28 protein-coding genes, 1 pseudogene and 2 riboswitches are annotated in these 26763 nt (G+C 53.8%); of the genes and pseudogenes, 10 read left to right on the plus strand and 19 right to left on the minus strand.

Going from position 1 to position 26763, the window contains the following annotated elements; translation table 11 throughout:
• Positions 1–29: 29 nt before the first annotated feature.
• The 7 genes and pseudogenes from BN1190_RS14340 to BN1190_RS14370 all read right to left on the minus strand — a co-directional run bounded on the left by BN1190_RS14340 (position 30) and on the right by BN1190_RS14370 (position 7357).
• Positions 30–932 (minus strand): chemotaxis protein, encoded by a 903-nt coding sequence (locus tag BN1190_RS14340; protein ID WP_040287659.1) that lies wholly within the window; start codon positions 930–932, stop codon positions 30–32.
• Positions 933–1271: 339 nt separating this feature from the next.
• A complete protein-coding gene (locus tag BN1190_RS15130; RefSeq protein ID WP_040287660.1) occupies positions 1272–1958 on the minus strand; it encodes a hypothetical protein in 687 nt (228 codons plus the stop codon).
• Between the two features lie 43 nt (positions 1959–2001).
• Positions 2002–3357 carry a sensor histidine kinase gene (locus tag BN1190_RS14350; protein WP_040287661.1) on the minus strand — a complete coding sequence of 452 codons (1356 nt, stop codon included), beginning with the start codon at positions 3355–3357 and terminating at the stop codon, positions 2002–2004.
• Positions 3347–4047: pseudogene (locus tag BN1190_RS14355) on the minus strand (response regulator transcription factor). Before BN1190_RS14355 ends, BN1190_RS14350 begins: the two are co-directional and overlap by 11 nt.
• 135 nt (positions 4048–4182) lie before the next feature.
• Complete coding sequence (locus BN1190_RS14360; RefSeq protein WP_040287662.1) at positions 4183–5010, minus strand: undecaprenyl-diphosphate phosphatase; 828 nt, start codon at positions 5008–5010, stop codon at positions 4183–4185.
• Between the two features lie 6 nt (positions 5011–5016).
• The gene (locus BN1190_RS14365; protein WP_040287663.1) at positions 5017–5628 is read right to left on the minus strand and encodes a DedA family protein; all 612 of its coding nucleotides are present in this window, start codon (positions 5626–5628) and stop codon (positions 5017–5019) included.
• 577 nt (positions 5629–6205) lie between these two features.
• On the minus strand, positions 6206–7357 hold the full coding sequence (locus BN1190_RS14370) for a thiolase family protein (protein ID WP_040287664.1): 1152 nt from the start codon (positions 7355–7357) through the stop codon (positions 6206–6208).
• A 200-nt stretch (positions 7358–7557) separates the two neighbouring features.
• Here BN1190_RS14370 and BN1190_RS14375 point away from each other — a divergent pair, with 200 nt between their 5' ends.
• The 5 genes from BN1190_RS14375 (at position 7558) to BN1190_RS14395 (ending at position 11179) form a co-directional block, all read left to right on the plus strand.
• Positions 7558–7905 (plus strand): hypothetical protein, encoded by a 348-nt coding sequence (locus BN1190_RS14375; RefSeq protein ID WP_040287665.1) that lies wholly within the window; start codon positions 7558–7560, stop codon positions 7903–7905.
• A 12-nt stretch (positions 7906–7917) separates the two neighbouring features.
• A complete protein-coding gene (locus tag BN1190_RS14380) occupies positions 7918–8526 on the plus strand; it encodes a PspA/IM30 family protein (protein WP_040287666.1) in 609 nt (202 codons plus the stop codon).
• Between the two features lie 301 nt (positions 8527–8827).
• Positions 8828–9529, plus strand: coding sequence for a cell wall-active antibiotics response protein LiaF (gene liaF / locus BN1190_RS14385; RefSeq protein WP_040287667.1), 702 nt, complete (start codon positions 8828–8830; stop codon positions 9527–9529).
• The gene (locus BN1190_RS14390) at positions 9526–10569 is read left to right on the plus strand and encodes a sensor histidine kinase (protein WP_040287668.1); all 1044 of its coding nucleotides are present in this window, start codon (positions 9526–9528) and stop codon (positions 10567–10569) included. Before liaF ends, BN1190_RS14390 begins: the two co-directional genes overlap by 4 nt.
• On the plus strand, positions 10544–11179 hold the full coding sequence (locus BN1190_RS14395; RefSeq protein ID WP_040287669.1) for a response regulator transcription factor: 636 nt from the start codon (positions 10544–10546) through the stop codon (positions 11177–11179). Before BN1190_RS14390 ends, BN1190_RS14395 begins: the two co-directional genes overlap by 26 nt.
• A gap of 80 nt (positions 11180–11259) precedes the next feature.
• Here BN1190_RS14395 and BN1190_RS14400 read toward each other — a convergent pair whose 3' ends face one another.
• The 5 genes from BN1190_RS14400 to BN1190_RS14420 form a co-directional block, all read right to left on the minus strand.
• Positions 11260–13158 (minus strand): mechanosensitive ion channel, encoded by a 1899-nt coding sequence (locus tag BN1190_RS14400; protein ID WP_040287670.1) that lies wholly within the window; start codon positions 13156–13158, stop codon positions 11260–11262.
• 582 nt (positions 13159–13740) lie between these two features.
• Entirely contained in the window at positions 13741–13968 is a 228-nt protein-coding gene (locus BN1190_RS14405; RefSeq protein ID WP_040287671.1) for a hypothetical protein, read from the minus strand.
• Between the two features lie 93 nt (positions 13969–14061).
• A complete protein-coding gene (locus BN1190_RS14410) occupies positions 14062–16284 on the minus strand; it encodes a sensor histidine kinase (RefSeq protein ID WP_040287672.1) in 2223 nt (740 codons plus the stop codon).
• Complete coding sequence (locus tag BN1190_RS14415; RefSeq protein WP_040287673.1) at positions 16284–16463, minus strand: hypothetical protein; 180 nt, start codon at positions 16461–16463, stop codon at positions 16284–16286. Before BN1190_RS14415 ends, BN1190_RS14410 begins: the two co-directional genes overlap by 1 nt.
• The gene (locus BN1190_RS14420; protein WP_040287674.1) at positions 16441–17130 is read right to left on the minus strand and encodes a response regulator transcription factor; all 690 of its coding nucleotides are present in this window, start codon (positions 17128–17130) and stop codon (positions 16441–16443) included. The genes BN1190_RS14415 and BN1190_RS14420 overlap by 23 nt, the downstream gene beginning before the upstream one ends.
• A 145-nt stretch (positions 17131–17275) precedes the next feature.
• On the opposite strand from BN1190_RS14420, the gene BN1190_RS15135 reads away from it, so the two are divergent.
• Positions 17276–17452: a hypothetical protein gene (locus BN1190_RS15135; RefSeq protein WP_179860803.1), complete on the plus strand. Its 177-nt coding sequence runs from the start codon at positions 17276–17278 to the stop codon at positions 17450–17452.
• A 47-nt stretch (positions 17453–17499) separates the two neighbouring features.
• Here the strand turns inward: BN1190_RS15135 and BN1190_RS14425 are convergent, their stop codons facing one another.
• The 4 genes from BN1190_RS14425 to BN1190_RS14440 form a co-directional block, all read right to left on the minus strand.
• On the minus strand, positions 17500–18408 hold the full coding sequence (locus BN1190_RS14425) for a cation diffusion facilitator family transporter (protein ID WP_040287675.1): 909 nt from the start codon (positions 18406–18408) through the stop codon (positions 17500–17502).
• Between the two features lie 215 nt (positions 18409–18623).
• A complete protein-coding gene (locus BN1190_RS14430; protein ID WP_040287676.1) occupies positions 18624–18908 on the minus strand; it encodes a KGG domain-containing protein in 285 nt (94 codons plus the stop codon).
• A gap of 79 nt (positions 18909–18987) precedes the next feature.
• Positions 18988–19338 (minus strand): KGG domain-containing protein, encoded by a 351-nt coding sequence (locus BN1190_RS14435; protein ID WP_040287677.1) that lies wholly within the window; start codon positions 19336–19338, stop codon positions 18988–18990.
• A 108-nt stretch (positions 19339–19446) separates the two neighbouring features.
• Positions 19447–19659 (minus strand): KGG domain-containing protein, encoded by a 213-nt coding sequence (locus BN1190_RS14440; protein ID WP_040287678.1) that lies wholly within the window; start codon positions 19657–19659, stop codon positions 19447–19449.
• A gap of 277 nt (positions 19660–19936) precedes the next feature.
• A riboswitch (PreQ1 riboswitch) is annotated at positions 19937–19981 on the plus strand.
• Between the two features lie 10 nt (positions 19982–19991).
• Here BN1190_RS14440 and BN1190_RS14445 point away from each other — a divergent pair.
• The 3 genes from BN1190_RS14445 (at position 19992) to BN1190_RS14455 (ending at position 22459) form a co-directional block, all read left to right on the plus strand.
• Positions 19992–20477 (plus strand): QueT transporter family protein, encoded by a 486-nt coding sequence (locus BN1190_RS14445; protein ID WP_040287679.1) that lies wholly within the window; start codon positions 19992–19994, stop codon positions 20475–20477.
• 13 nt (positions 20478–20490) lie between these two features.
• Complete coding sequence (locus BN1190_RS14450) at positions 20491–20721, plus strand: excisionase family DNA-binding protein (protein WP_040287680.1); 231 nt, start codon at positions 20491–20493, stop codon at positions 20719–20721.
• A 238-nt stretch (positions 20722–20959) separates the two neighbouring features.
• On the plus strand, positions 20960–22459 hold the full coding sequence (locus BN1190_RS14455; protein WP_040287681.1) for a glycine betaine uptake BCCT transporter: 1500 nt from the start codon (positions 20960–20962) through the stop codon (positions 22457–22459).
• A gap of 42 nt (positions 22460–22501) precedes the next feature.
• Here the strand turns inward: BN1190_RS14455 and BN1190_RS14460 are convergent, their stop codons facing one another.
• From BN1190_RS14460 to BN1190_RS14470, 3 genes are all read right to left on the minus strand, one after another.
• Positions 22502–23791 (minus strand): O-acetylhomoserine aminocarboxypropyltransferase/cysteine synthase family protein, encoded by a 1290-nt coding sequence (locus BN1190_RS14460; RefSeq protein ID WP_040287682.1) that lies wholly within the window; start codon positions 23789–23791, stop codon positions 22502–22504.
• A 112-nt stretch (positions 23792–23903) separates the two neighbouring features.
• Positions 23904–24015, minus strand: a riboswitch (SAM riboswitch).
• A 201-nt stretch (positions 24016–24216) separates the two neighbouring features.
• A complete protein-coding gene (locus tag BN1190_RS14465; protein ID WP_040287683.1) occupies positions 24217–24852 on the minus strand; it encodes a hypothetical protein in 636 nt (211 codons plus the stop codon).
• A 138-nt stretch (positions 24853–24990) separates the two neighbouring features.
• Positions 24991–25257, minus strand: a complete 267-nt coding sequence (locus BN1190_RS14470; RefSeq protein ID WP_040287684.1) for a metal-sensitive transcriptional regulator — start codon at positions 25255–25257, stop codon at positions 24991–24993.
• 272 nt (positions 25258–25529) lie between these two features.
• On the opposite strand from BN1190_RS14470, the gene pepT reads away from it, so the two are divergent.
• On the plus strand, positions 25530–26756 hold the full coding sequence (gene pepT, locus BN1190_RS14475; protein WP_040287685.1) for a peptidase T: 1227 nt from the start codon (positions 25530–25532) through the stop codon (positions 26754–26756).
• Positions 26757–26763 lie beyond the last annotated feature (7 nt).

Consider the following 26763-nt stretch of genomic DNA (forward strand, 5'->3'; position numbering starts at 1 on the left):
TTTATTCCTGAAAATCAGACCGCATCCCATCAGAGGACATACTGATCGATTTTCAGAACCAATTCCGCGATTTCCGGCTTGCTCACCTGGTCATCCGCACCGACGCTCGTTCCCTTATGCTTCAGTTCTTCGGTGATGAGCGAGGAGAAAATGATGACCGGCAGCTTCGCAAGCGCTTTGTTACCCCGGATCCGGCGGGTGAAATGATGACCGTCCATCTGCGGCATTTCGATATCTGTGATCACGAGCTGCACCGTGTCCTCGATATCCCCCTGTTCCGCAGCATTTTCAAGATACTCCAGCGCATCCTTGCCGTTTTCGAAGAATTCGACACGGTCATAGCCGGCTTCGGAAAGTGTCGTATGGAGCAGTTTGCGCAGCATCGGGGAATCTTCCGCAACGAGCAGCCGTTTGTCCGACCGCTCACGCTTGCCGAGCTTCTGGATCTGCTCGACACGGATCCCGGTGTCAGGGCTGATTTCCATGACGATCTTCTCGAAATCGAGCAGAAGAAGCATCTCACCGCCCAGTTTGATGACGCCGATGACGGGTGACGTTTCCGCCGAGTAAGCGCCGGATGGTTTCTCGATGGCATCCCATGATATTCTGTGGATCATCGTGACATTGTGAACGTGGAACACGACTTGCTGCTTATTGAAGGAAGACACGATATACTTATCATTTTGCGGATTATCGGACGGCCCCATCCCGAGCACGCACTCCATGCTGATGACCGGCAGCACGTCCCCCCTCAGCTGGATGATGCCTTCTACCGCAGGGTCCGCATGGGGGATCGGCGTGATCGGCATCGGTACGATGATCTCCTTCACTTTGATGACGTTGATGCCGTACCGGTTGCCTGCCACTTCGAATTCCACAATTTCCAGTTCGTTTGTTCCGCTTTCCAATAAGATCCCACTGTCTTTCGCCATAGGTTTCAGTCCTTTTCATGTAATTTACTGCCAGTTCGTTGTGCGTCTGGTTAACTATCTGCGAAGCGTCCCTACTTCCTATTTCGGCTTCAACAGGCATAGGGTTGAGTCCGATTCCGTCTTTTTCTTGAATTCCCCAGATAGTCCGGCGAATATGCGTCTTTTTCACAAAGCAAAAAACCGGCCAGCAGCTGGTCGGTTTCGAGTTTCATACGGTCAGTCATCCCATGTGACCGACATGTTTTTTCCTGAGATGGCATGGATCTGATAGGTGGCCTCATCCGGGCCATCGTCGACATCGATTTCGATTTCCACCAGATAATACCCGCCTTCCGTCGTCTAAACGAAGTCCACGTCGTCCACTTCCCCGTTCAGCTGCCGCAGGGCGATCTGCACGGCCTGCTGCTCCGTCAGAAGAACTGTCTTCTGCGGAGCCGGCTTCTGGACAGGCGGTTTCTGCGACTGGGATGCAGCCGGCTGCTGCGGCTTCGGATTCTGCTGCGGCGCTGGCTGCCGTTCTGGCTGCTGCGCCGGCTTTTGCTTCGGCACCGGTGCAGGCTTCGGCTTCGACTCCCGCTGAGGCGCGGTGTCCGGCTTCGGTTCAGCAGCGGCCGGCTGTTTTTCCTTTTCGTTACCTCCGCCTGCAGCGTCAGCGGGCGGTCGGCTGTCAGCGGCTGCCTCCTGCTGTTCTACCCTTTCACCTTCCGCTTTCTCTCCGGCTTCTTCCCGTTTGTCCGCAAGAGCCGGCGATGCCGACACAAGATCCATCGACATCACCCGGCCGGTATCCCCTTCGACTTTCAATGTATAGACAGAGTCGGAGCGTGTCAGCTCAGCTTCATAGACTTCATCGTGCAGCTTCAGTTTATCGACCTTGCCGTTGTACATCACTTCCAGCTGGTTCCTGATCGAATCAGCCGGGATGGCTTCGGCGTGTGTGACGGTACTTTTCATATAGAAAATCCCTGTCAGCACGGCGATGACGACCAGTCCGGCCGGAAGCAGCCATTTCATGCTGTTTCTCATAATACGTCACCTCACCCGGAGTATACCAGAGCCACATTAAAAATCACTGAGAGGCAGGGGATTTCAAAACATGGATCGTGATTTCCGTTCCGTCCCCTTCCTCACTTTTTATATCCAGTTTTGCACCGAGACCGATGGCGATCTCGTTTGCAATCGAGAGACCGAGACCCGTGCCGCCCGTCTTCCGGCTGCGGTCTTCGTCCACCCGGTAGAACCTGTCGAACAGGAACGGTATGTCCTTGGCAGGTATCCCTTTTCCATAATCACGTATGGTGATCTGCACATCGGCCCCTTTGTCGTCGACCGATACATCGATTGGCTGCTCGCTGTATTTGCGGGCATTGTCGAGAAGGATGATCATCAGCTGCTTCAAATGCTGGCTGTCTGTCACGGCCTCTGCGTGTTCCGGCGCTGCGATACGGATTTCCCGGCTGTATGCCCTGCTGACCATGGCAGCCGCCTCTTCCGCAAGCTCGCGGATTTCAGCCGGCTCGAACACATAGGATGCCGGCTCATTGTTCCGTGCCAGATCCAGCATTTGCTCGATCATGCAGGTCATCCGCTTCGTTTCACTGCGGATGGCACCGAGCGCTTCCTCGGCAAGTTTCGGCTTTTCCATCCCCCGCCGTTCGAGAAGACGCGCATAGCTGTCGATGACAGTGATCGGCGTCTTCAGTTCATGGGAAGCGTCAGAGACAAACTTTTCCTGTTTCCTATAGATCTGTTCCAGCTGAATCATCAGGTCATTGAACGTCTGTCCCATCTGCGCCAGCTCGTCTTTGCCGTCATCCGGCACAGCGATCCGCTGGAATGTCCCCGACCGGCGGCTTGCCGTCATCGCCTGGATCAGCTTTCCGATCGGCTGTGTGACGATACGGCCGAGCGTGATGCTTGAAATCATGATCGGGATCATGGCGAACAGCGTAATGCTGATCATCACAATGCGCAGCAGCCGCAAATTCGCCTTCAGGTCGGTCAGTACTTGCGTCATCTGCAGCTGCACAACTTCACCGGTCGGCCAGATTGTCGGGATCGCGATGGACAGCGCTTCGTATCCTTCGTACGGAACGAGTGTGTACTCTTCGTCCTTACCGGGCATGGGGAACTTCTTATCGAAACCTTCCATCGACTGCACCGTCAGGATGTCCTTGCCCGTTTCCCCGACGACCCGCAGCGCACCGTTCGGCGGTACGTAAGCACGCAGGATGATTTCCGCTTCCTCCTCATCGGTCATCTTGCTGAGGGCGACCGTCAGCTCCTTGGCGCTTCCGAGCAGCTGGCTGTATTCGGTATGGTGCTGGGTCCTGTCGAATGTGAAATAGATGCCGAGATTGCTTAAGATCAGGACGATCAGCAGCATCAACGTCGACAGGGAGTGGATTTTCGTCTTAAGCTTCATGCTTGGAATCTTTCAGCGCATAGCCCACCCCGCGCACGGTATGGATGAAAGACGTGCCGTCTTCCCGGTCGATTTTCTTCCGCACATAGCGGACATAGACATCCACCACGTTGTATCCCCGTAGTAATCAAAGCCCCAGACGGCGTCCAGCAGCTGTTCCCTCGTCAGCACCTGATTCGGATGCGTCAGCAAGTGGAGCAGCAGATCGTACTCACGCGGAGTCAGCTCGATCAGCTCTCCGTCACGCCGGACCTCCCGTGTCTGATCATGGATGGACAGTCCGTCCACTTCATGGAGATGGGTGTCTTCTTCCACGGTGCCTTTCGGCGAAAACCGGAGGGCAGAACGGATGCGCGCGAGCAGTTCTTCGATTTCGAACGGCTTCGTCACATAGTCATTCGCCCCGAGGTCAAGCCCTGTCACTTTGTCTTCCATATCACTTTTGGCCGTCAGCAGGATCACAGGCGTCAGCGTGCCGTCCGCCCGGATCCGACGGAGTACGTCAAGCCCATTCAGGCCCGGCAGCATGAGATCGAGCAGCACGAGGTCCCACTCTCCTTCCCGGTATTTGATGAGCCCGTCTGTTCCTGTATGGCAGGCTGCCACTTCATACCCTTCAAATTCAAGTTCCAGCTGCAGCACCCGCGCGATGCTTTCTTCGTCTTCAATGATCAGCAGTTTATCCGCCATGTCGGTTCACCTTTTCTTTCCTATACCCAGCAGGCACACTTGCCAGCGCAGTGCCGTGCAGTTTCCTTCTATTCTATCAGTTTTTCATCCGGCCGGATAAAAAAAGAGATCCCGCAGCCGGTGCGGGATCTCTTCTTATAGAAATACGATGACAGCGAGAATGGCCGCCAGGATGATGCGGTAGATGGCGAATGGCACGAGCTTGATCTTCGAGATCAGCGCCAGGAAGAAACGGATCGAGATCAGCGAAAATACGAACGCACTGAGGAATCCGACGACGTAGAACGAAAGATGATCCACCGATAAGTATTCCCAGTTTTTCAAAACCGAAACGAGACTTGCCCCCATCATGATCGGCACCGCCATGATGAAGGTGAAGTCAGCGGCCGTCCTGTGGTTCATGCCGAACAGGACACCCCCCGAAATGGTTGCACCGGAACGCGAGAACCCGGGCCATAGTGAGAGACACTGGACGAGACCGACCGTGAAGGCCTGACGGTAGGTGATCTGATCCAGGCTCGTCACCCGTGGTTTCTTCGGCCCGAAGCGGTCAGCTGCAATCATGAGGACAGCCCCAGCGACCAAGGCGAAGATCACCGTTTTGACGCCGAACAAGTAGTCGTCGATCAGGTCTTTCAATGCGAATCCGAGGATGACCGCCGGCAGCATGCCGACGATGACGTGCAGCAGGTTGAAACTCTTGCTCGCCGGCTGTCCGTCGACTTTGTACAGGCCGACGAGGCTGAACAGCCGCTTCCAGAAGACGACGACCACCGCCAGGATCGAGCCGAGCTGGATGACGATCTTGAAGGTGATGGAAGGGTATTTCCCGAGAAACTCCTCACTCTTCAGCCACATATCATCCACGATGATCAGATGCCCGGTGGATGAAACGGGCGCAAACTCCGTCATCCCTTCGACAAACCCGAGGATCAGGGATTTCAGTAATTCAAATAAGTCCATTGTCTGTTACCTCCGCTTTCTGTAAAAGGCTATGTACCGGAGGCCTGCAAAGACCAATCCAGCCAGAAGAAGTGCATAGATGATGACGGAATACGTATCCATATACTGGAGGACGAGTTTCCAATGGGTGCCGAGCTGCATGCCGAGGGCGATCAGCACAGTGTTCCAGACGAAGCTGCCGATTGCGGTCAGTATCACGAACAGCGGGAAATTCATGCCCGCCATGCCTGCGGGTATCGAAATCAGGCTCCGGACGAGCGGGATGACACGGCAGAGGAGCACCGTCCATGGACCGTACTTGCGGAACCAGGCATCCGCCCGCCGGATGTCGTGCCGGGTGACCCGCAGCCACTTCCCATGACGGTCCGCAAGTCTTTCCAGACGCTGTATGTCCATGAACATGCCGATCCCATATAGGATCATGGCGCCGATGACAGACCCCGCTGTCGCTGCGGTGATCATCCATACCGCCGACAGCTCCCGGGAAACGGTCAGGAAGCCGCCGAACGTCAAAATCAGCTCGGATGGAATCGGCGGAAAGACGTTCTCGATGAGAATCAATGCCAGCACGCCAAAATAGCCATACTGCTCCAGCACGGCCAGTATCCAGCCTTCCATCCATGCCCTCCCTTCCTTTTCATTTATCATACAGCCATTGCGCCGCCCGAAGAAGAGGAAATTTCAGTGCCGCCTCTCCATCATAAGGCCGGTGTATGTACCCAGGGACTTCTGATACTCCGGAGCGGTCGGATTCCGCTCATAAACAGGCCCGTTCCGCTCATAAACCACGGAAAATGATCATAAACCTTGAAAAGTGATCATAAACCACGGAAAACGCTCATAAAGCCGTCAAAGTGATCATAAACCACATAATTGCGCTCATAACTTCACACAATCGATCAGGCCTGCCGCCTTTTCCTCCGCACGGTTTCCCGCCAAACGATAGGTTACGGCCCCTCCGCTGTGATTTCCGTGAAGACCGTCAGCTTGTTCCTTTTTATCGCGGCACGAGCCCGTCGGACACCGGCTTTCGACCCCCGGGACCCGGTCTGTCCGACATATGGACGACGCACGGCAGAGCAGGTTTCCCCTTTCCCTGCCAGTGTACGAAAACAGGCGGCCGTCTATGACTGGCCGCCTGTTTCGGTATCGCTCTGTCCGCTCTATCCTTACATGCATATTCCGGACGTCGCTTTCAATGAATCATTTCAATGATCGTGGCGTTCGCCATTCCCATACCTTCGCAGATCGCCAGCAGGCCGTATCGTCCGCCGGAAGCTTTCAGCTCATGCAGCAGCGACACGAGCAGCTTTGTTCCTGTCGCTCCAAGAGGGTGGCCAAGCGCGATCGCGCCGCCGTTGACGTTGAGCTTTTTCGGATCTGCTCCTGTTTCCGCCAGCCAGGCGAGCGGCACGGAGGCGAACGCTTCATTCACTTCGTACAGATCCATTTCATCGATCGTCATTCCTGCTTTTCGGAGCACCTGGCGGGTCGCTTCGATCGGCCCTGTCAGCATGAGTGTCGGGTCCGATCCGACAACCGTACGGGCGACGATCCGCGCCAGCGGCCGGACGCCGAGCTGTTCGGCTTTCTCGAGGCTCATGAGCAGTACGGCGGATGCCCCGTCGCTCATCTGGCTTGCATTCCCCGCTGTGATGACCCCATTTTCGTCGAACACCGTCCGCAGGCCCGCCAGCGCGGCCGGTGTCGTATCGGGGCGGGGCCCTTCATCTTCCATGAACAGCTCGGCCGTGCCGTCGGCGCTGACGACCGGTACCGGGACAATCTCCTCGCTGAATCGTCCCCCGTCGATGGCCTGCATCGCCTTCTGATGACTTTCATAGGCATACTGATCGAGCCTCTCCCTGGACAGGTTCCATTTCCGGGCGATCCGTTCGGCGGACAATCCCTGATTGATAATCTCGTAACGCGCCGTCAACTTGGCGCTCGGTTTTGCGGCATGCATATTGGAGAACATCGGCTCCCGCGTCATACTTTCCACGCCGCCCGCAACCACGATATCCATGTCACCACTTGCAATCGCCTGTGAAGCGAAGTGTACCGCCTGCTGGCTCGATCCGCATTGACGGTCGATGGTGACCCCAGGCACGCGGACCGGAAAGCCTGCAATGAGAGCAGCTGTCCTGGCGATGTTGCCGCCCTGTTCACCGGATTGCGTCACGCAGCCCAGGATCACATCTTCCGCCTCATCCTTTGAAACCCCTGCACGCGTCATCAGTTCGTCCAGGACAAGTGCCGCCAGCTCATCAGGCCGTGTTCCGGATAAACTCCCTTTCCGCCGTCCGACCGGTGTCCTGACACCCGCCACAATTACCGTCTCTTTCATAGCTGCCCCTCCTCAACCTTCAAATAGTTATAGTTTTCCAACAACTATACCAATGAATGAAAACGTCTTCAACTGCCAATTCGTCATCTTCCGCCGCATCTCAGCCTAAAGACTGAGATGAATCTCCGTACAGCGCCTGTTTGGCAGGCAGGGGAAACATCTTATGATAGGGATACAAACGAAGGGAGGCCATCATCACCATGAAAAAATTTGCACTCGCATCACTCGGAATCATCGCGGCCATCGTCGCTGTCGCGAATATCGGTTCAATCGCTGCGCTTGCCCTGTCCGCTGCAGCCGTATTCTTCGGCCTGCATTATGTACGGAAAAGCGGATCGGGATTCGTCCGCTTCCTCGCCGGCTTCGTGCTCGTGATCGGGATCTTGTCGGGCATCTCAAATATCCCGGCATTCATCGGACTGCTCGCTGCTGCCGGTGCGTACTATGCATGGCGCACTTGGAAGAAGGAGAAGCGTGCCGACGATCCCATCATCGACGCAGACCCATTCACGAAATTCGAGAAACAATGGAACGAGTTCACAAAATAAGGAGGTCATTGCATGAACGAACTATGGTATAAATTCAAATTTGCCGTACAGGAAGACTTGGAGAAGCTGACAGAAAAACGGACACCCCACCATGCAGCCGATGTATTGAACGAGACGATCAAGGAAGCGGAACAGCAGACGGCTGCCGTCGGGAAACTGATGGACCGGCAGCGGTTGCTGCGGGATGAGATCACGAAGGAACTGGCGGAAGCGGAACGGATGGCCGCCAAACGGAAGGAGCAGCTGCAGCTGGCCGAAGCCACGGAGGATGACGAGCTGATCAGCTATGCAGCTGATGAAGTCCATGCTTATGAAAGACGCCGGGATGAACTCCAGGCACTCGCAGACGAGACGACCCAGTCGATGCTCAAGCTCGAACGGCGCTTCGAAAACATGAAACACAAAGTGAAAGACATGAAAGTCCGCCGGCTCAAGCTGATGGGCGAGGAGAACGAAAATCGCGCAAACTACCGGATGGACAGAATCTTCAATGCCGATCTGACGCCGCGTAACGAGTTTGACAGTGATAAGGACGACCGCACTCCTGGTGATATCGCATCCATGCGTCAGCGTCTAGACAAATTGACGGCCGACGAAGCAGGCCGGACGGAAATCGTGTAAACTAAGAGAAACAGCAGCTGGCTGACCGGACGGCAGAGGAACTAGTGCCGGCCCGGCAGCCGTTTTGCCTGCATGGGATGCCGGCGGGCGCACGATGGACGGAATGGATCGCTTTGCTGGCCTAATCGAGCGGTTCGCGAACACAATCGATCACTTTGTCAGTGAAATGGATCGGTTTCCAGGCTGAATCGATCGCTTCGCCAGCACAATGGATCGGTCCCCCGCCTGAATGGATCGCTTTGCTGGTAAATCTACACACCGCAGCTATATCAATGACTTCGAGAAAGGAGGAAGACAACGCATGAAACGGACAAAGACGGAGCGCTTCACACTGTGGATCGTCGCTTTTTTCCTGCTGGTTTTCGTGGAAGCCGGCCTGTTTGGCAACGGCAATGTCATCTTCTTCTTTCTCGGTGCCATTGTGCTGTACTACGGGACACACCAGCGCTCCAAATGGATGGTATTTACGGCCGGCGTCTTCATCATCATCGCGCTTCTGTCCCTCTGGAGCCTCCGCCTGCTCATTTTCGGCATTCTGCTCTATCTCGTGATACGGCTCTGGAAAGGGACGCCTGCGGAGGAAATCATGCGCCCGCTGAAGGAGATGGAACGGCAGACGCCGAACGGCATCTGGAAAGACCGGCTGTTCTCCCAGCAGTCGACTCCATTCACTTCGTACGAATGGCAGGACGTCCATGTGCAGGGCCTGATCGGCGACTTCCATATCGATGTGACGGACACCGTGCTGCCGAAAGAAACATCGCTCATCTCCATCCGACAGGGACTCGGCCGCGTGAAGGTCGAGCTGCCGTACGATCTGCCAGTCCGTGTTCACTGTTCCATCCTGTTCGGGGAGTGCCGGCTGTTCGACCTGGAGCCGAAACGGCTGCTGAACGAATCGATCCATATGAAAGACGGCTATGATCGGAATATAGGAGCGGAAGCGGAACTCATCATCTCCATCTCCGTCCGGTTCGGTGATATCGAGGTGATCCGGAAATGAGCGGATTTTTCTGGCGGGCGATCCTCCTGTCGTTCCTGTTCCTCGCCGCTACGGCAGCCGGCGTCTATGGTCTGGTTGAATACGCCCCGGTCCTCGAATGGCAGCAGCTGTTCGAGGATGAATTGCTTGAAGTGCCGCTTGGTGTCTGGCTCGCAGCCGTGCCAATTGCACTTGGCTGGTCGTTCTCCGGCTGGATTTACGGCATTGCACGCAACCGTGAAAAAGCAGTGGAGCGGAGTCTCGGGCAGCTGGCGGAGGAAAATCCCCAGCCGTCCACGAAAGGGCTGTCCCGTAAACTGAAGCGGTCGGTCGACGAAATATCGGAAGTGCTCGATACGCAGAAACGCAGCCTGCAGAGGATCACCGACCAGCGCGCGGAGGATCAGGATAAAATCATCCAGGAGCGGCTGATCGAAGAACGGCAGCGGCTTGCTCGCGAACTTCACGATTCCGTCTCCCAGCAGCTGTTCGCCGCGTCCATGCTTCTGTCCTCTTTGACCGAGCAGCCGACAGCGGACGCCGCTCGGAAACCACTGTTGCAAGTCGAACGGATGGTGCAGCAGGCGCAGCTCGAAATGAGAGCGCTCTTGCTGCACTTACGGCCGGCCGTCCTCAACAGCAAGACGCTGAAGGAAGGACTGGAAGAGCTGCTGGTGGAACTGCAGCAGAAAGTGACATTCACGATCCGGTACCGGCTTGAAGATGTGCCGTTGTCAAAAGGCGCGGAAGACCACTTGTTCCGCATCGCCCAGGAGACCTTGTCGAACACGCTGCGCCATGCCCAGGCGACGGAAGTCGATGTGCTGTTCATAAGCCGGGATGAGCTGGCCATCTTCCGCGTGCAGGATAACGGCGTCGGCTTCAGTGAGATGCCGGATCGCGGAGGCGCCTACGGCCTGCAGAACGTGAAAGAGCGCGCCGTCGAAATCGGCGGCGTCTGTAAGATCGTTTCCGTCCCTTCCCAAGGGACCATCGTGGAAGTGAAATTGCCGATTCGTAAAGGAGAGGATACCCATGATCCGTATACTGCTCGCGGATGATCATGAAATGGTGCGCATTGGCGTGTCCGCCTATTTGAGCATGCAGGACGATATGGAAGTGGTTGCCGAAGCGTCGGACGGCGGGGAAGCCGTGGAGAAAGCACTCGCCCTCCGTCCCGACGTCATCCTGATGGATATGGTGATGCCGGTCATGACCGGCGCGGAGGCGACGGGCGAAATCATCCGGCAGTGGCCGGAAGCCCGCATCATCATAGTCACCAGCTTCCTCGACGACGATAAGGTGTATCCGGCTCTCGAAGCCGGCGCTTCCAGTTACATTCTGAAGACCTCCAATGCGTCACGGATTGCACAGGCGATCCGCGATACAGCACAGGGGCAGAGCGTGCTGGAACCGGAAGTGACGAGCAAGATGATGGAGAAGATGCGAAGCGGAGCGCCGGATCAGCCGCTCCATGAAAGCCTGACAGAACGGGAACTTGAAACGCTTCTGCTTCTGGCGAAAGGCAGGTCCAACCAGGAGATTGCGGACGAACTGTTCATCTCCCTGAAGACGGTGAAGACACATGTCAGCAATGTCCTGTCGAAGCTTGACGTCCAGGACCGCACCCAGGCGGTCATCTACGCCTTTCAGCACCATCTCGCCAATTGAGATTTACAAACGAAAAACCGCATGACACCGATCCGGGTGCCATGCGGTTTATTCGGTTTACCTGAAACCTGACGGCCGTCTCAGCGATCGTCTCTCGGTTTCTGGTTATTCCACTGATCGTGCGCTTCTTTGTTGAACCGGCTGCGGCGGTCATGTTCGCCGTACGGGTACTCCTCCCCCGGTTCCACTTCGTTATATCCCGGGTCCGCAGCATCGTCCGTAAACGGCACCGGGTCGGTTCCGCCGAAGTTATCGGATACCGGCGGCTGTACGTCCGAGTACGCCGGACCTTTCAGGCTGTCTGCCGGATCTTCCGGTACGTCATCTGAAGACGGCATCGGCGGTGCCTGGTCAGCCGCTTGTTTCATATCCTGTTTCTTCTGATGCATTTCAGATCGAGTTTCACGCATGCCCGATTTCGCTTGGGCTTTCGCCTGTTCGGCATCCTTTTTCATCTCTTCCTTCTTCTGTTCCCAATCTTCCTTCGAGACATCTGCATCCTGCAGGCTCGATTCCATTTTGGATAGGTAGCGGGAGGCATGATCGCGACCACCGAGACCGAATGCCAGGCCGAACGCGAGAGCCACACCACCGAGGATGAGAATGAATGCCGCATTGATGATCGCGGGTGCAATTCCGAGCTGGCTGAGTGCCATGAAGAACGCAAAGGCCAGGATTGCATACTTCGCGACGAAGCGCAGGATATGCGGACTGCCCGATTTCGTTTTCATGACACTGCCGATGAACTGCTCAGCCAGGTTCGCCAGCCAGAAACCGACAGCAAGGATGAGCACCGCAGCCAGCACCATCGGCAAGTATGCAAAGATGGCTGTCGCAAGCGTCACCATGAAGGCAAGCTGGACAATCTGCAGCGCTTCCACGACGAACAGAAGGATGATCACGATCTGCACAATCGTTGCAATCACGGAAGATACGGTGAAGGCGGACGGCGAATGGCTGCCGGACTTCACGCCGAGCTTACCGGACAGGGAATCCACACCGAGGTTCGCAAGCAGCTGGGCGACAACCTTCTTCACCCACTTCGCGACATAGACACCGACGATCACAAGAACAACCGCAATGATGATGCGCGGCAGCATGACCATGATGTCATTGAGCATCGCAATGGCCGGCTGTGAAATCCCCTCGAGATCCAGCACTTCAAGACCGGAGATCGTCACCGGAATCATGATCAGGACGAAAGCGATCGTGCCGATCACTTTGGAAACGCTCGTTCCCTGGACGGCAGATGACAGATGCAGCTTGTCCGCAATCTTGTCAGTGCCGACAGACTCCAGCAGTTTTGTCACGATCGTACGGACAATCTTCGCCACAACATAGCCGACCGCAAAGATGAGTGCAGCCCCGACCAACTTCGGAATGAACGCGACGAACCCGGTCAGCAGGTGTTCGAACGGTCCGCTTACGCCGCTGAGGCCGAGCGCACTGAGCACCGCGGGGATGAACAGCAGCAGGATGCCGTAGAATGCGATGTTCGCAGCCGTGCTGACCCACTGCTCCTTATCGACCGTTTCCGGTGAGCCGCCTGTTTTCGAAACGGCTTTGTGGACGTCCACTTTGTGCCCGGCCCTCATGACGAGTTTCTTCACGACCGTTGCGAGGACATACGCGAACAGCAGGATGAGAGCCGCCTTTAAGATACCGAGCACAGCACCGCTGAAGCCTGCGAAGACATTTAGGAACGGCGCCGCAATCGGGTTAAGGTTCATCATGTTGAAGAAGATGAGAACCGTCAGCAGCAGGACGATGAAGAATACGATCTTACCGGCAATCCTGTCAGCGCCCCATTTTTTGTCACGCATATTGAGCCTTTCGTCCACACGTGCCTTTTTCATTGCCTTGGTGACGATGTTTTCGAGTACTTTCGCAATAATGAATCCGATAATTAATACAATGATGCCGAGTATCAGATCTGGAAGCCAGCTGAAGATATTTGCATAATAGGGATCACTGAACATTCGTATCCTCCATTCTATATAGTAGATTGCTATGTTTATACCTGTTAACTTGCTTGGATAAACCTTTGCAGGCAGGCCGCGGAACAGCTTGGCGCCGGCCGGTATTGCTGCATGATGGTCCCGCTGCTGGTTTATGAGCGGTTCTCAGGGTTTATGATTATTTTGCTTTCAACGGCGTCCCCCCACCCTGACGGCTTCACTGAAAAGCGGAGCCGCAGGCGGAGTTGACAAGCCAGTCTTTGATTTGCTTGTTTGCTGCGCGGCTCGGAGGCGTCCGGAAGTCGTGAACCGGCCGCGGGCAGAGGGGCGTTTGTGAAGTTATGAGCGCTTTAAGGTGGTTTATGAGCGGAAATCCGGTTTTATGATCACTTCGGCCGGTTTATGAGCGGAAACTGCGATTTATGATCACTTTCATCGGTTTATGAGCAGAATCACAGGTTTATGAGCACTTTTACCGTTTTATGAGCATTCCTGCACGTTTCCACAACTTCAAGAGCGGCCGGATGCCGATCCATCCGTAACACGAAGAAAACCAGCTGCCTGCAGGCAGCTGGTTTTCTTCGTTGTCGTATGGGTGACGCTTCACTTGCCGTTTTTCCCCTTGTCTGCCGGAGTCACCTTGGTCTGGCCATCGGCAGTTGGGTCTTCCGCGCCGGCGGTGTCGCCGGGTTCGTGCACGACATGCGTATAGTTGGAATCCGCCGGGTCCGACAATGGCAGCTCCTCGGTGGGACCGGCCGGTTTGCCTTTTTTCGGCACTTTCGGTTCCAGGTCACGCTTGTTGGGATATTTGTTGTCATGGATGGTCATTGTGTTCGCCCCCTCCATAGCCTGTCTGTCCAGACGGCTATCCATTGTCCCCTTAGAATTCCCGGCTTCCGGACAATTTAAACTCTGCCGTGTTCATAATGCTGCGGGCACACGGACCGTCACCTTGAACAGATCCCCGTCCACCTGGATATCCATCGACCCGCCATGCATGTCGACGATCGACTGGGCGATCGCCAAGCCGAGTCCGGAGCCTTCCGTATGACGTGACGCATCCCCCCGCTTGAAGCGTTCGTACAGTTCATCGACGTTTTCCTCGAGTTCATAGGCCGTGATGTTCTTGATGGTGAATTCGGCGGTTCCTCCAATTTCCCGGAGTGTCACGTAGACCCGTGTCCCCGGCAGTGAATATTTCAGCGCATTGCCGATCAGGTTGTCGAGCATGCGCCACCAACGCTGTCCATCGACGATAGCGGGCACAGGCTCCTCGGGCACGGCTACCCGGAAGTCGAGCGGAATTTTCGCCATCCGTTCCGAATGCTCCCCGACCGCCTGGCGGACGAGCTGTGACAGGTCGACGCGCTGTTTGTACAGTTCCATTGTACCGCTCGACATCTTCGACACTTCGAACAGATCCTCGATCAGCGTTTTCAGGCGCTGCGATTTGCGGTCCAGCACATCGACGTACTCCGCCCGTTCCGTCTCGGACAGTCCTGGGTTCTTCAGCAGGTCGGTGTAGGTGATGATGGACGTCAGCGGTGTCCGCAGATCATGGCTCACATTGGTGATGAGCTCCGTCTTCATGCGTTCGCTTTTCGCCTGGCTGCTGACGGACCGCTCCACCCCTTCACGGAGATTGTTGAGATTGGCGGCATGGGCAGCGAATGGAGAACGCCCGATGACCGGGATGTCGCGGTTCAGCCGGCCCGCCGCCATTTCATCCGTCGCTGTGAGAATCTTGCCGAGATACCCCATCCGGCGCATGTAGAAGAATAATACAGGCAGCCCGAGGAACAGTACGCAGAATGCATAGATGACGAACAAGACAGGTTCCATTGCCCCCACCACGAACCCGACGCCTGCAAGGAAGAATCCGAACAGCAGCAGCAGGGTCTGGATGGCAATGGAGCGGTTCTGGAAGACTGCTCTGCTGTATTCCAGGAATTTCATCATATAACTGTCCCGCATTTCAGATGCGAATCGTCCCGGCTGGCGATACTGCACGATGGCATTCCCCACTTGGAACGTCAAACCGGCAATTATCACAGCATTCAAGAGGAAGTAGATTGCCCCTCTGACCGGGTTGAACGAATACTCCCCAAATGCCATCATATTCAGCCTGCCTGAAATGCCGTTCGCCATGCTAAGGACATTCACAAGCAAAAACAGGAAGACGGCAGCTTTCACATCGATTTTAAGTGCATTATATCGATCCGTAAACGGAAGGTCGACAAACCAAGTCCATTTGAACTTCCAGATGGTGAGCAAACTGACGAGTGCCGCGATTCCGGCAACCCCTGACAGCAGCAGCATGATCTTCAGCGAGTTGTACTCCTTCACTTCCTCGTAGAGAACTCCGCCCTTGTCAAATGCTGAAGCCGGCACGTGTACAGTCCCCTTATAGAGAGTATGCGAAGGGAAAATCGCATCGATATCCCGTGCGGATAAGGAAATCCCTTCCCCATTATACAGCTCGCCCTGGATCGTCCCTTCATACATCCTGTCGATTCCATCGAGGTCCTGGCCGTCGATCTTCAGATATCCCGTGTTCTCATTGAACTCCTTTTCGTACGGGGCTGTTCCGGCTGTATCCCCGCGTCTGACGGATTCACCGCCTGCAACAGGCGTCAGTTCATAGGCAGCAGGGATGGCCAGACTGCCGCTTTCCGTTTTCGCATCCTGCAGAATCTGGGAGAGGATGTACTTTTTCTTTTGAAGAATCTTCTCCTCGACATAGGCATCATCCTCGAAGTTTTTTCGGATATCGGCTATTTTTCCATCCCGCTCTTCCACCAGTGCCTTTTTCACTTCAGGCTGGTTCTCCGCTTCCCGGATCTGGTCCCTGTACTGCATGTCGATATTTTCGACCTGCGATGCCAGACTGCCGTAATACGTCCGGTACGCTTCAATTTCTTCCTGGGAGGCCGTCAGTTTCTTCTCAGCCTCCCCGAGTTCCACCGGATTCAGCACATTGCGGCCCAGTTCCCTGTAGAAATCATCCATATGGCTCTGGAATTGGCCGGACTGCGTATAATCCTTGAACAGGATGGAAAAACCGTGGCTCGTGAATGTAACAAGTCCGCCGATCGCAATCGCCGCCAGCATCGACCAGATGAGCATCGGTGTGAATCGCTTCATTAAATCGTCTCTCCTTTGATGATCCGGATGAAATACGCCACCGTGCGGCTGGTGCGGTCGATTCCGCTGCCGGCAAGGTCGGTGATGTGCGGGAAGCAGTACGCCAGGCTTGCTGCCGCAATAACGATGGACGCCAATGACCAGTACAGCGCACTGTTATTTTTCGATTTTGTACCCAACACCCCACACCACCTTTACATATCTTGGATTTTTCGGATCAGCTTCGATCTTTTCCCGGATCTTCCGGATATGGACCGCTACGATATTTTCCGCATTGTACGCTTCTTCGTTCCACACCCGTTCGTAGATCTCGTTGATTGAGAATACGCGTCCCGGATGCTTCATGAGCAGCTCCGTGATTTTGAATTCGATCGGTGTCAGACGGACAGGCGTTCCGTCGAGCGTCAGTGTCTTCGCCTCTTCATCCAGTTCAAGCCCCCCGACGGACAGGGTGGAACTTCCATCGTACGTACCGAGCTGGACATAGCGCCGGAGCTGTGATTTAACCCGCGCCATCAGTTCCATCGGTTGGAACGGCTTCGCGACATAATCATCCGCACCGACGGACAGTCCGTGTATTTTGTCCGATTCCTCCACTTTTGCGCTGAGCATGATGATCGGAATATTCTGCGCTTCCCGGATTTTGAAAGTGGCGGTGATGCCGTCCATAGTAGGCATCATGATGTCCAGGATGAGCAGATGCACCTCTTCCGTTTCCAGCAGCTCCAATGCTTCCCGTCCGTCTGATGCTTTCAGCACACGATATCCTTCGTTTTTCAGATAAATTTCGATTCCGTCGCGGATTTCCTTGTCATCATCCGCCACTACTACTGTCATGGCCGCCATCTGCCGCACCTCTTTCCCACTCGTTATATTCATTGTAACAGGGACTTCTTAACAATTGAGAAGGGAAATAATGAAGAAATTCTTAAGAACGGGAGGCGGATGGATTGGCGGAAACCGCACATACTTTTTTGAGGAGGTGAGCGACGTGGAAAAAGAGGAAAAGCGAAAGCACAAAGCGAAGCAGCTGGGCCGTGAGGAATTCGGATTTGGCATGGACTTAAGCCCGGATGACTTCGATGTGATCGGACAGAATGATGCTGCGAAAAAGCACAATCGACAAACAGGAAAGTCGCAGGGAAGAGAAAATTCCAAACGCAAATAAAGTCGCAAAATCCCCCGTTTCGAATAAAACGGGGGATTTCCTTTCAATTAGTGACGCGGCCCTTCCTCATCCAGGACATGTTGATAGGCCGGAGGTTCGAACTGAATGGTGCTATGATGAATGTTTTCCTCAGCGAGCCGTCGTTCGATTTCAGTCAGCAGGGGCTTCGCCTTGCGCATTGTGAAATCAGAGCGGACTTCGATATGGCATGCGATCGCATTGAACCCGCTTGAGATGGACCAGATGTGCAAATCATGGACATCCGTCACTTCCTCAAACGAACGGAGTTGTTTTTCAACCGCTTGGATATCCACTTCCGATGGAGTCCCTTCCATCAGCACGTGAACAGCATCCCGGGTGACCCGCCAGCCGCTTATCAACACTAAAATCGCCACGACGATGCTGGCCAGGGGATCCGCCCAGCTCCAATCGAAAAACATGATCAGGAAAGCGGCGAGTATCGCACCCACCGATCCTAACAGATCGCCGAGCACATGCAAAAATGCAGCCCGTACATTCAAATTACCGTGCGTATCCCCCTTCCGCATAATGTAAGCTACGAGAAGATTGACGACAAGTCCGGCAATGGCAATCCATAGCATGCCGATTGATGAGACATCCGGAGGTTCCGCAAAACGTCGGAATGCCTCCACTAAAATAACTATGGAGACTGCCAACAGGGCTGTGCCATTGAAGACAGCAGCCAGTATTTCAAAACGGCGATAGCCGAACGTCTTCTGGGGGTCCGCCGATTTTGCACCCAGTGTGAACGCAAGGACACCGACACCGAGCGATATGGAATCACTCAGCATATGACCTGCATCCGATAATAGGGCGAGACTGTTCGTAAGAAATCCGCCTGCCGCCTCTATGATCATATACACTGTAGTGATGAGGAAGCTGAACAAGAGGACTTTCCGGCTTGCTGTTTGACCATGATCATGAGTATGCGCCATTGCAGCCCCTCCTTCAAATGAGCAGTTACATCCAATATTTCCAGGACATATCTTCAGGACAGTCTGCTCATCACTGTGTTTGTTTACTCCGATCCTGCCTGTGGAACGGGTAGCGCTCTTATCCACAAGTCGCCATCCCAGACAGAACGAAAAAGCGGACATGAAAAAACGGTCTGGAAATTAGCCATTCCAGACCGTTTTTATCATTCAATCAATCAGTTATTGTCGCGTTGGTTGGCGCGTGCTTCTCCGCCTTTGCGGCCTGCCTCTGACTGGCTCATCTTGTTTGTGCCTGAAGTATCCTGGTTCGCACGGGCTTCGCCGCCCTTTTGACCGATTTCTTCATAGAATTCCTTACCATGGCTATCAGATGTAGCTTCGCCGCCTTTTTTACCGATTTCCTGGTAGAATTCTTTGTCATGTGTTTGTGCTGTTTTCTCGCCGCCCATTTTACCTGCTTCTTCTACCGTCATTTTACCGTTGTTTTTTTCTTCAGCCATTTGTTATTCCTCCTATTTTTCATTCAAAAAATGAATAGTTTTTGTGTTTTACTGAGGTATCATCTGTATAGTATCGAGATTACTTGTTGTCGCGCTGGTTGGCGCGTGCTTCGCCGCCTTTTTTGCCTGCTTCGGACTGGCTCATCTTGTTTGTACCTGAAGTGTCCTGGTTGGCACGTGCTTCGCCGCCTTTTTTACCAATCTCTTCATAGAACTCTTTATCATGATTCTTCGCTGTGGCTTCGCCGCCTTTTTCACCGATCTCCTGATAGAATTCCTTATCATGGTTCTTAGCTGTGGCTTCGCCGCCCTTTTTACCGATCTCTTCATAGAATCCTTTATCATGATTCTTCGCTGTCGCTTCGCCGCCTTTTTTGCCTGCTTCCTCTAGAGACATTTTACCGTTGTTGTTATTGTTGTCGTTTGCCATTTTGAATTCCTCCTAATTTTTTTAATTAATAAGTAACGTATCGTTTATATTCCCGATAGCTTTTCTTTTAAACTTCCTGCCGTTCATTTTTTATATTATCTTGTCAGATCACTGATCATCGCGCTGCTTCGCACGGGCTTCGCCGCCTTTGTGGCCGATGTCTTCGTAGAATTCCTTACCGTGGCTATTGGCAGTTGCTTCGCCGCCCTTTTTGCCGATTTCCTGGTAGAACTCTTTGTCATGATTCTTAGCAGTTGCTTCGCCGCCTTTTTTGCCTGCCTCTTCAAGTGACATCTTACCGTTTTTGTTATCGTCAGCCATGTGTAATTCCTCCTAAAATTTGATGTTTTATGTTGCGTACAGGTTATATTCCCACCGCTCCTCTTCTTAAACATTTGACGGGTTGTTCGTTACGTTAACTTATGGTAAGGACTATCCGGTCTGACAGGTAATTATATAGAAGGAATTGAATAGCTTGCAGATTTTACTGGAAGAAAAAGGAGTTCACTATATCTATTCCAATCACCAACAACCGTTGATTATGCCGCTTGCCGGTCTGTACGAAACACCGCCGGGATGGTACACTGAGTAGCGGTCAACATACGTGGTTCGAAATCCTCCCACGCAAAAAAACTAAGGAGCCCAGTCATCATATGAAAACAAAAACTCTGGCAGTCAGCGGTATTGTAGGAGCATTGTACGTAGCAGTCATGATCGTCATCGCTCCGTTCGGATTTACCAACATCCAGTTCCGCCTGGCTGAAATCTTCAACCATCTGGTGGTCTTCAATAAGAAGTACTTTGCTGGCATCGTCATCGGCGTATTCGTGTCGAATCTGCTGTTGTCGGAAGTCGGGCCACTCGATCTGATCTTCGGCGTCGGCCATACGGCCCTTTCACTTGGTATCACCATCCTGCTCGTGAAAAAGGTTTCCGCTCCGGTGACGCGCATGTTCATCAGCACGGCCGTCTTCACCTGCACAATGGGCATCATCGCCTGGCAGCTGCAGCTTGTACTCGGTTTCCCGTTCTGGATCACGTGGGGCTACTTATCGATCAGTGAATTCATCGTCATGGCAATCGGCATCCCGCTGATGGCAGCACTGAACAAACGGGTGCCGCTCGGAAAACTGATCTGAGAGAGGCGATTGTATGTATCTCACTATGGAAGAAACTGCGGATCAGCTCGGCATGCCGCTGGAACAGGTCCGTCGATATGTATTGAACGGAAAAATCCGGGCAGTGCACGATGGAAACGACTGGCTCATCAATGAAGATCAGTTCAGTCTGTATTTCGAACAGCTCAAGCTGCTGAAGCAGCAGATCGATGACTGGCGGAACGAACCGATCCCGCCTGACCGTGATATAAAAGACGAAGATTGATTTGAAAAGCCGTCCGATGGCAGCTGTGTGCTGACGCTGGACGGCTTTTCGTCTGTTTCCGAACTTATTTTTCTGACGGCTTGCTAACGCGTTTGATGGCTCAATGTTTTGTGAATACTGTAAAGAATAAGTGAGTGAATGAAGCTTTTCCAGCGGTGTATCAAACCGGTTGCACTTCTGTAGAATCAATAGTATAGTGGTAAACTGTTTGTTACAACTACATCGTTAAGGGGGAACCATGAAAAAAATATCAAACGTCTTCTATATAACCATCGGGCTCATCGTACTGGCCGTCGGATATGGTGCCATCGATCCGGATCGTTTCGAAGCGGGGACCAATATCGTGAAATCCTTCGTCTCGACGTCGTTCGGCTGGTATTATATGCTGCTGATGACCCTGCTGGTCGCAGTCAGTGTGTACTTCATCTTCAGTCCGTATGGAAAAATACGTCTCGGCAAAGATTCCGACCGCCCGCAGTTTTCAACGGTCACCTGGATTGCCATGCTGTTCTCCGCCGGAATGGGGATCGGGCTCGTCTTCTACGGGGCAGCTGAACCGCTCTCCCATTTTGCCGTCAATCCGGCAACCGCTGAACCTGGGACGAATGCAGCTTTCCGTGAATCGATGCGGCAGACTTTCTTCCACTATGGTATCCATGTCTGGGCTTTGTATGGAATTGTTGCACTGGCACTTGCCTACTTCCAATTCCGCAAAGAGGAGCCGGGGTTAATTTCTTCAACACTGAAGCCGATTTTTGGCGATAAAATGAAAGGCCCCTGGGGTACGGTCATCGACGTCCTCGCTGTCTTTGCAACGTCTTTCGGCGTAGCCACTTCTCTCGGCTTCGGCGCTGTCCAAATTAACGCCGGACTGCATTACCTGTTCGGCTTCGAGATCGGCATCCGGTCCCAGTTCATCATCATTTCGGTCGTCACCGTGCTGTTCATCTTTTCCGCCTGGTCCGGTCTCAGCAAGGGGATCCGGTATCTGTCCAATACGAATCTTGTTCTCGCACTGGCGCTTCTCGGCTTCATCCTGATTCTCGGGCCGACGCTGCTGATCATGAACATTTTCACGGACTCGATCGGCGGTTATTTCTCGAACTTCATAGACCTAAGCCTGAGTACATCACCGCTCAATGCAGGCAACCGCGAGTGGCTTGATGTATGGACGATCTTCTACTGGGCATGGTGGATCTCCTGGGCGCCGTTCGTCAGTATGTTCATCGCCCGTGTTTCGAAAGGCCGTACAATCCGTGAGTTCATGGTGGGAGTGCTGCTTGCACCGAGCCTCCTCAGCTTCATCTGGTTTGCGGCGTTCGGGACGACTGCAATCGAAATCCAAAAGTCAGGCTCTTTCGACCTGGCTTCCGTGGATACGGAGATCGTCATCTTCCAGATGTTCAGCCAGCTTCCCTGGGCTGCTATCACTTCAGGATTTGCGATACTGCTGATTGCCTCGTTCTTCATCACCTCGGCGGACTCGGCGACATTCGTCCTCGGCATGCAGTCGACATACGGTTCGCTGACGCCGCCGAACAGCGTCAAGATCATCTGGGGGCTGCTGCAGTCCTCTATCGCGCTCGTACTGCTGTCCGTCGGCGGACTCGACGCTTTGCAAAATACGATCATCATTGCGGCACTGCCGTTTTCGTTCATCATCCTGTTGATGGTGTACTCCCTGTTCAAGGAGCTCGGCAATGAGTCGCTTCCGCACAGACACCATCATCGTAAATAAAGAACACCCGGGTTCCGAATGGGGAACCCGGGTGTTTTCTATTCAGACGCTGACCGGCGCCGCCTTTTCGATCGCCTGCTTCAGGTCGGCAATGATGTCATCCACGGACTCGAGACCGACTGACAAACGGATGAGTTCTTCAGTCACTCCTGAGTTTTTCAAGTCTTCCGCAGAGAGCTGCTGGTGGGTCGTCGAGGCCGGATGGATGATGAGCGACTTTGCATCGCCGACATTGGCCACATGAGACCACAGCGTGACGTTGTCGATCACCCGCCGGCCGGCATCGCGCCCTCCTTTGATCCCGAAGACGATCATGGAGCCGGCGCCGTTCTTCAGATACTTCTTCGCCTGTTCCGCTGTCGGATGGCTGTCGAGGCCGGTGAATGTCACCCATTCGACAGATGGATGCGAAGACAGGAACTCGGCCACTTGACGTGCATTCTCCCCGTGCCGCTGGATCCGCAGATGGAGCGTTTCCAGTCCCTGGAGGAAGTTGAAGGCACTGTCCGGATCGAGGCAGGGCCCGAAATCCCGAAGACCCTGTACCCGGAGTTTCGTCGCAAATGCAGCGTTTGCCGTGTCGATGCCGTACCGGAGGCCGTGATAGGATTCATCCGGTTCCGTGAAGCCGGGGAACCGGCCCTGTGTCCAATCGAATTTGCCTGCATCGACGACAACGCCGCCGATTGTAGTGCCGTGGCCGCCGATCCACTTCGTTGCCGAATGGATGACGACATCCGCTCCGAATTCGATCGGATTGCATCCGTATGGGGACGCAAATGTGTTATCGATCAGGAACGGAATGCCGTTTTCGTGGGCGATGTCCGCGACACGTTCGATATCGAGCACCTGCAGGCTCGGGTTGCCGATCGTTTCGGCGAAGATCCCTTTCGTCTTTTCCGTAATGGCATTCCGGAAGTTATCCGGATCGGCCGAGTCGACAAATTTCACGGTGATCCCGTATTTCGGCAGCGTGGTCGCGAACAGGTTATAGGTGCCGCCATACAGATTGGCCGCCGCTACGATTTCATCCCCCGCTTCCGCGATATTCAGGATGGAGAAGGCGATGGCCGCCATTCCGGACGACAAAGCGACAGCCGCAGTACCGCCTTCCAGCAATGCAATCCGCTCTTCGAAAACGGCAACTGTCGGATTCGTGATCCGTGTGTAGATATTGCCGGCTTCCTGAAGGGCGAACAAGTTTCTTGCCTGCTCCGTATCCTTGAATACGAACGATGTCGTCCGATGAATCGGGACTGCACGGGAGCCTGTTGTCGGATCAGGCTGCTGGCCGCCGTGAAGCAGCTGTGTTTCGGGTTGAAGATTTGTCATATACCTAACCTCCGGAAAGTAGTTTTGATGGAACTGTGCACACCGGACGGGTGGGGGAAAACGAAAAAGCCCCCTTCTGAAAATAGAAGAGGACCGCCATTGCTGGCACTTCCCCTTATCTTTCAGATCACTGGATCTGTAGGAAGTAGCACCTTTGCAAGCTGGTATGCTTGCCGGTTGCCGGGCATCGCAGGGCCTAGTCCCTCCGCCGCTCTTGATAAGAGTTTGTGACTTATTCAGTTTTCCATCTTGGAAACGAGTATACACACGTAAAATCAGAAAGTCAACAGGTTACTCAAAATAATTTGACAGTTTCGTATTCAGCCAATCAACGCCGTGCCCGATCCTCTTCAAGGCGGCTGCTTCCGCAAATAGAAAAACCCGCATACCGGGCGTCATTGGACGCGGTATGCAGGTGACATTCATTACTCGGCAGCACCGTAGAAAATCTGGCCGCCATTCAAATCAACGATTTTGAGCATGTTCGTGCGTTTTACGAAGATGCTCTTGTACTGGCCGCGGCCATTCGCATCTTTCAGCAGGATTGTGCGGTTGTTGTAGTTATCGGAAACAACGGCAGGTGCCAGACCGCTCATGTCGACATGCGCAGCAAGTGTCTTGTACTCAGGCAGGCTGCTGATTGTGCTTGCCGGCTGTGCGGGTTTCTGGTCCGGTTTCGCTTCCGGAGCTGCTGTGTTTCCTGTCACTGTTGTCTGGAGCAGGACACCGCCGCCTTTTTGGCTGATGACTTTCAGAAGACCTGTCTTCTTCACGAACACACTCTTATACTGCGTACGTCCATAATTGTCGGAGAAAAGGATGACCCGGTTGGAAACATTGTTTTCCGTTACGCGTACCGTGAAGCTTGATGGATCGATGACGGAGGCGATTGATGCGTATTCCTCGAATCCTGTAATGTCCTGGTTCACTTGCTGGCTGTACGATACGTGCGAGTACGAACTCTGCCCGTCTGCCTGATGGCCGTGTGCGAATGTCGCCGCCTGGGCACCTCCTGCGGATAGCATCAGTGCGCTTACTGCTGTGATCAATGTTTTTTTCATCTTGTTCCTCTCCTTATCTTGTTGGGATGCTATTATCATAACCCCGCTGTCTGAGAGGAGACTGAGATGCAAATTAAGAGACGATGAGAATTGTAAAGATGATTTCTAATGTTTACCCGGTTAAAAAAGAGCCATCGATCAGCGGCTCTTCACCAGCAGATCGACGGCTTCCTTGACCAGTGCCTCTTTGTCTTCCGGCGATCCGGACAGTTCCTGTCCTTCCATGCAGGCGATCAGGTTGCTGCTGACAATCACGCCGATCGTCCGGTCGATCGCAGAACGTGAGGCGGACAGCTGGGTGACGACATCCCTGCAATCATCCCCCGCTTCAATCATCCGCAGAACACCGCGGATCTGTCCTTCGATCCGTTTCAGCCGGTTCACGACCTTTGCATCGTATTCCACTATACCGTCCCCTTCCTTTTCTCTTCACTCTATACCCCATCGCGTATTTCGTCAATGAAACAGTTGCATAGAAACGCTGATGGCGTGAAATTGTTCGAATTATGTTATACTTGAAAACGTTACTTCGTGTACCAAACCAATTAGAGGACGCTGTACAGCACTGACCGCCCGCCAGGCCGTCTGCTGGGACAGCGGCCGTTTTGGCGTCCCTGCAATCGCTGAGGAAGGGCTGCACCGGGACTGCCTCCAAGCCGAAAGGAGTTCATACATCCATGAAACAGCAAGTACTTGAACGGTTCATCCGTTATGCAAAAGTCAATACACAGTCCGATGAAAAAAGCCTGACTGTTCCATCCACCAAATGCCAGTGGGATCTCCTCCATTTACTCAAAGCCGAGTTGGAAGCGTTGAATATGGAAGACATCACCCTTGACGACAATGGATATCTGTTTGCGACACTTCCTTCCAATTCGGATAAAAACGTGCCTGTCATCGGCTTCCTTGCACATGTCGATACGTCTCCCGATTATTCCGGTAAGGATGTCAAGCCGAAGATCCACAACAACTATGACGGCAGTGACCTTATTCTGAATGACCAAACAACACTATCAGCCGAGCGTTTCCCAGAGCTGAAGAATTATATGGGTCAGACACTAATCACGACGGACGGAACCACTCTCCTCGGTGCAGATGATAAGGCGGGCATTGCGGAAATCATGACGGCAATGGCCTATCTGCAATCACACCCTGAGGTGAAGCATGGAAAGCTGCGTGTCGCTTTCACACCAGACGAAGAGATCGGCAGCGGACCGAATCACTTTGATGTCAAAGCGTTTGGCGCGGACTTCGCGTATACGATGGACGGAGGGCCTCTCGGCGAACTTCAGTACGAAAGCTTCAATGCCGCAGGCGCAAAGGTGACATTCACCGGCACCAACGTCCACCCCGGGACAGCGAAAGGCAAGATGGTGAATTCCATTTTGCGGGCGCAGGAATTCATGGCGGCAATGCCGTCTTTGGAAGTGCCGGAGCTGACCGACGGACGGGAAGGGTTCGTCCATCTGATGGACATCCGGGGATCTGTCGAAAAGACGGAGCTTGAGTATATCATCCGCTATTTCGACAAAGAGACGTTCGAATCGCGCAAGCAGCTGTTCCGGGACACAGCGTCACAGATGCAGTCCGACTACGGGGAAGAGGCGGTCATGCTCGAGCTCGCAGACCAATATTATAATATGGGCGAGAAAATCATGCCGCACATGGAAATCATCGAAATCATCAAAGATGCTTTCAGCAATCTCGGCATCGAACCGGTCATCGAACCGATCCGGGGCGGCACGGACGGCTCACAGATTTCCTATATGGGCATCCCGACACCGAACATCTTTGCGGGCGGTGAAAATTTCCACGGCCGCTATGAGTTCGTCTCTGCAGAAACGATGGAGAAGGCGGCACAGGTGATCGTCGAAGCCGTCCAGTTATACGAAGCTCGCGCATAAGGAGGGC

The sequence above is a fragment of the Sporosarcina koreensis genome (assembly GCF_000826145.2).
GTDB classification, from domain to species: Bacteria; Bacillota; Bacilli; order Bacillales_A; family Planococcaceae; genus Sporosarcina; species Sporosarcina trichiuri.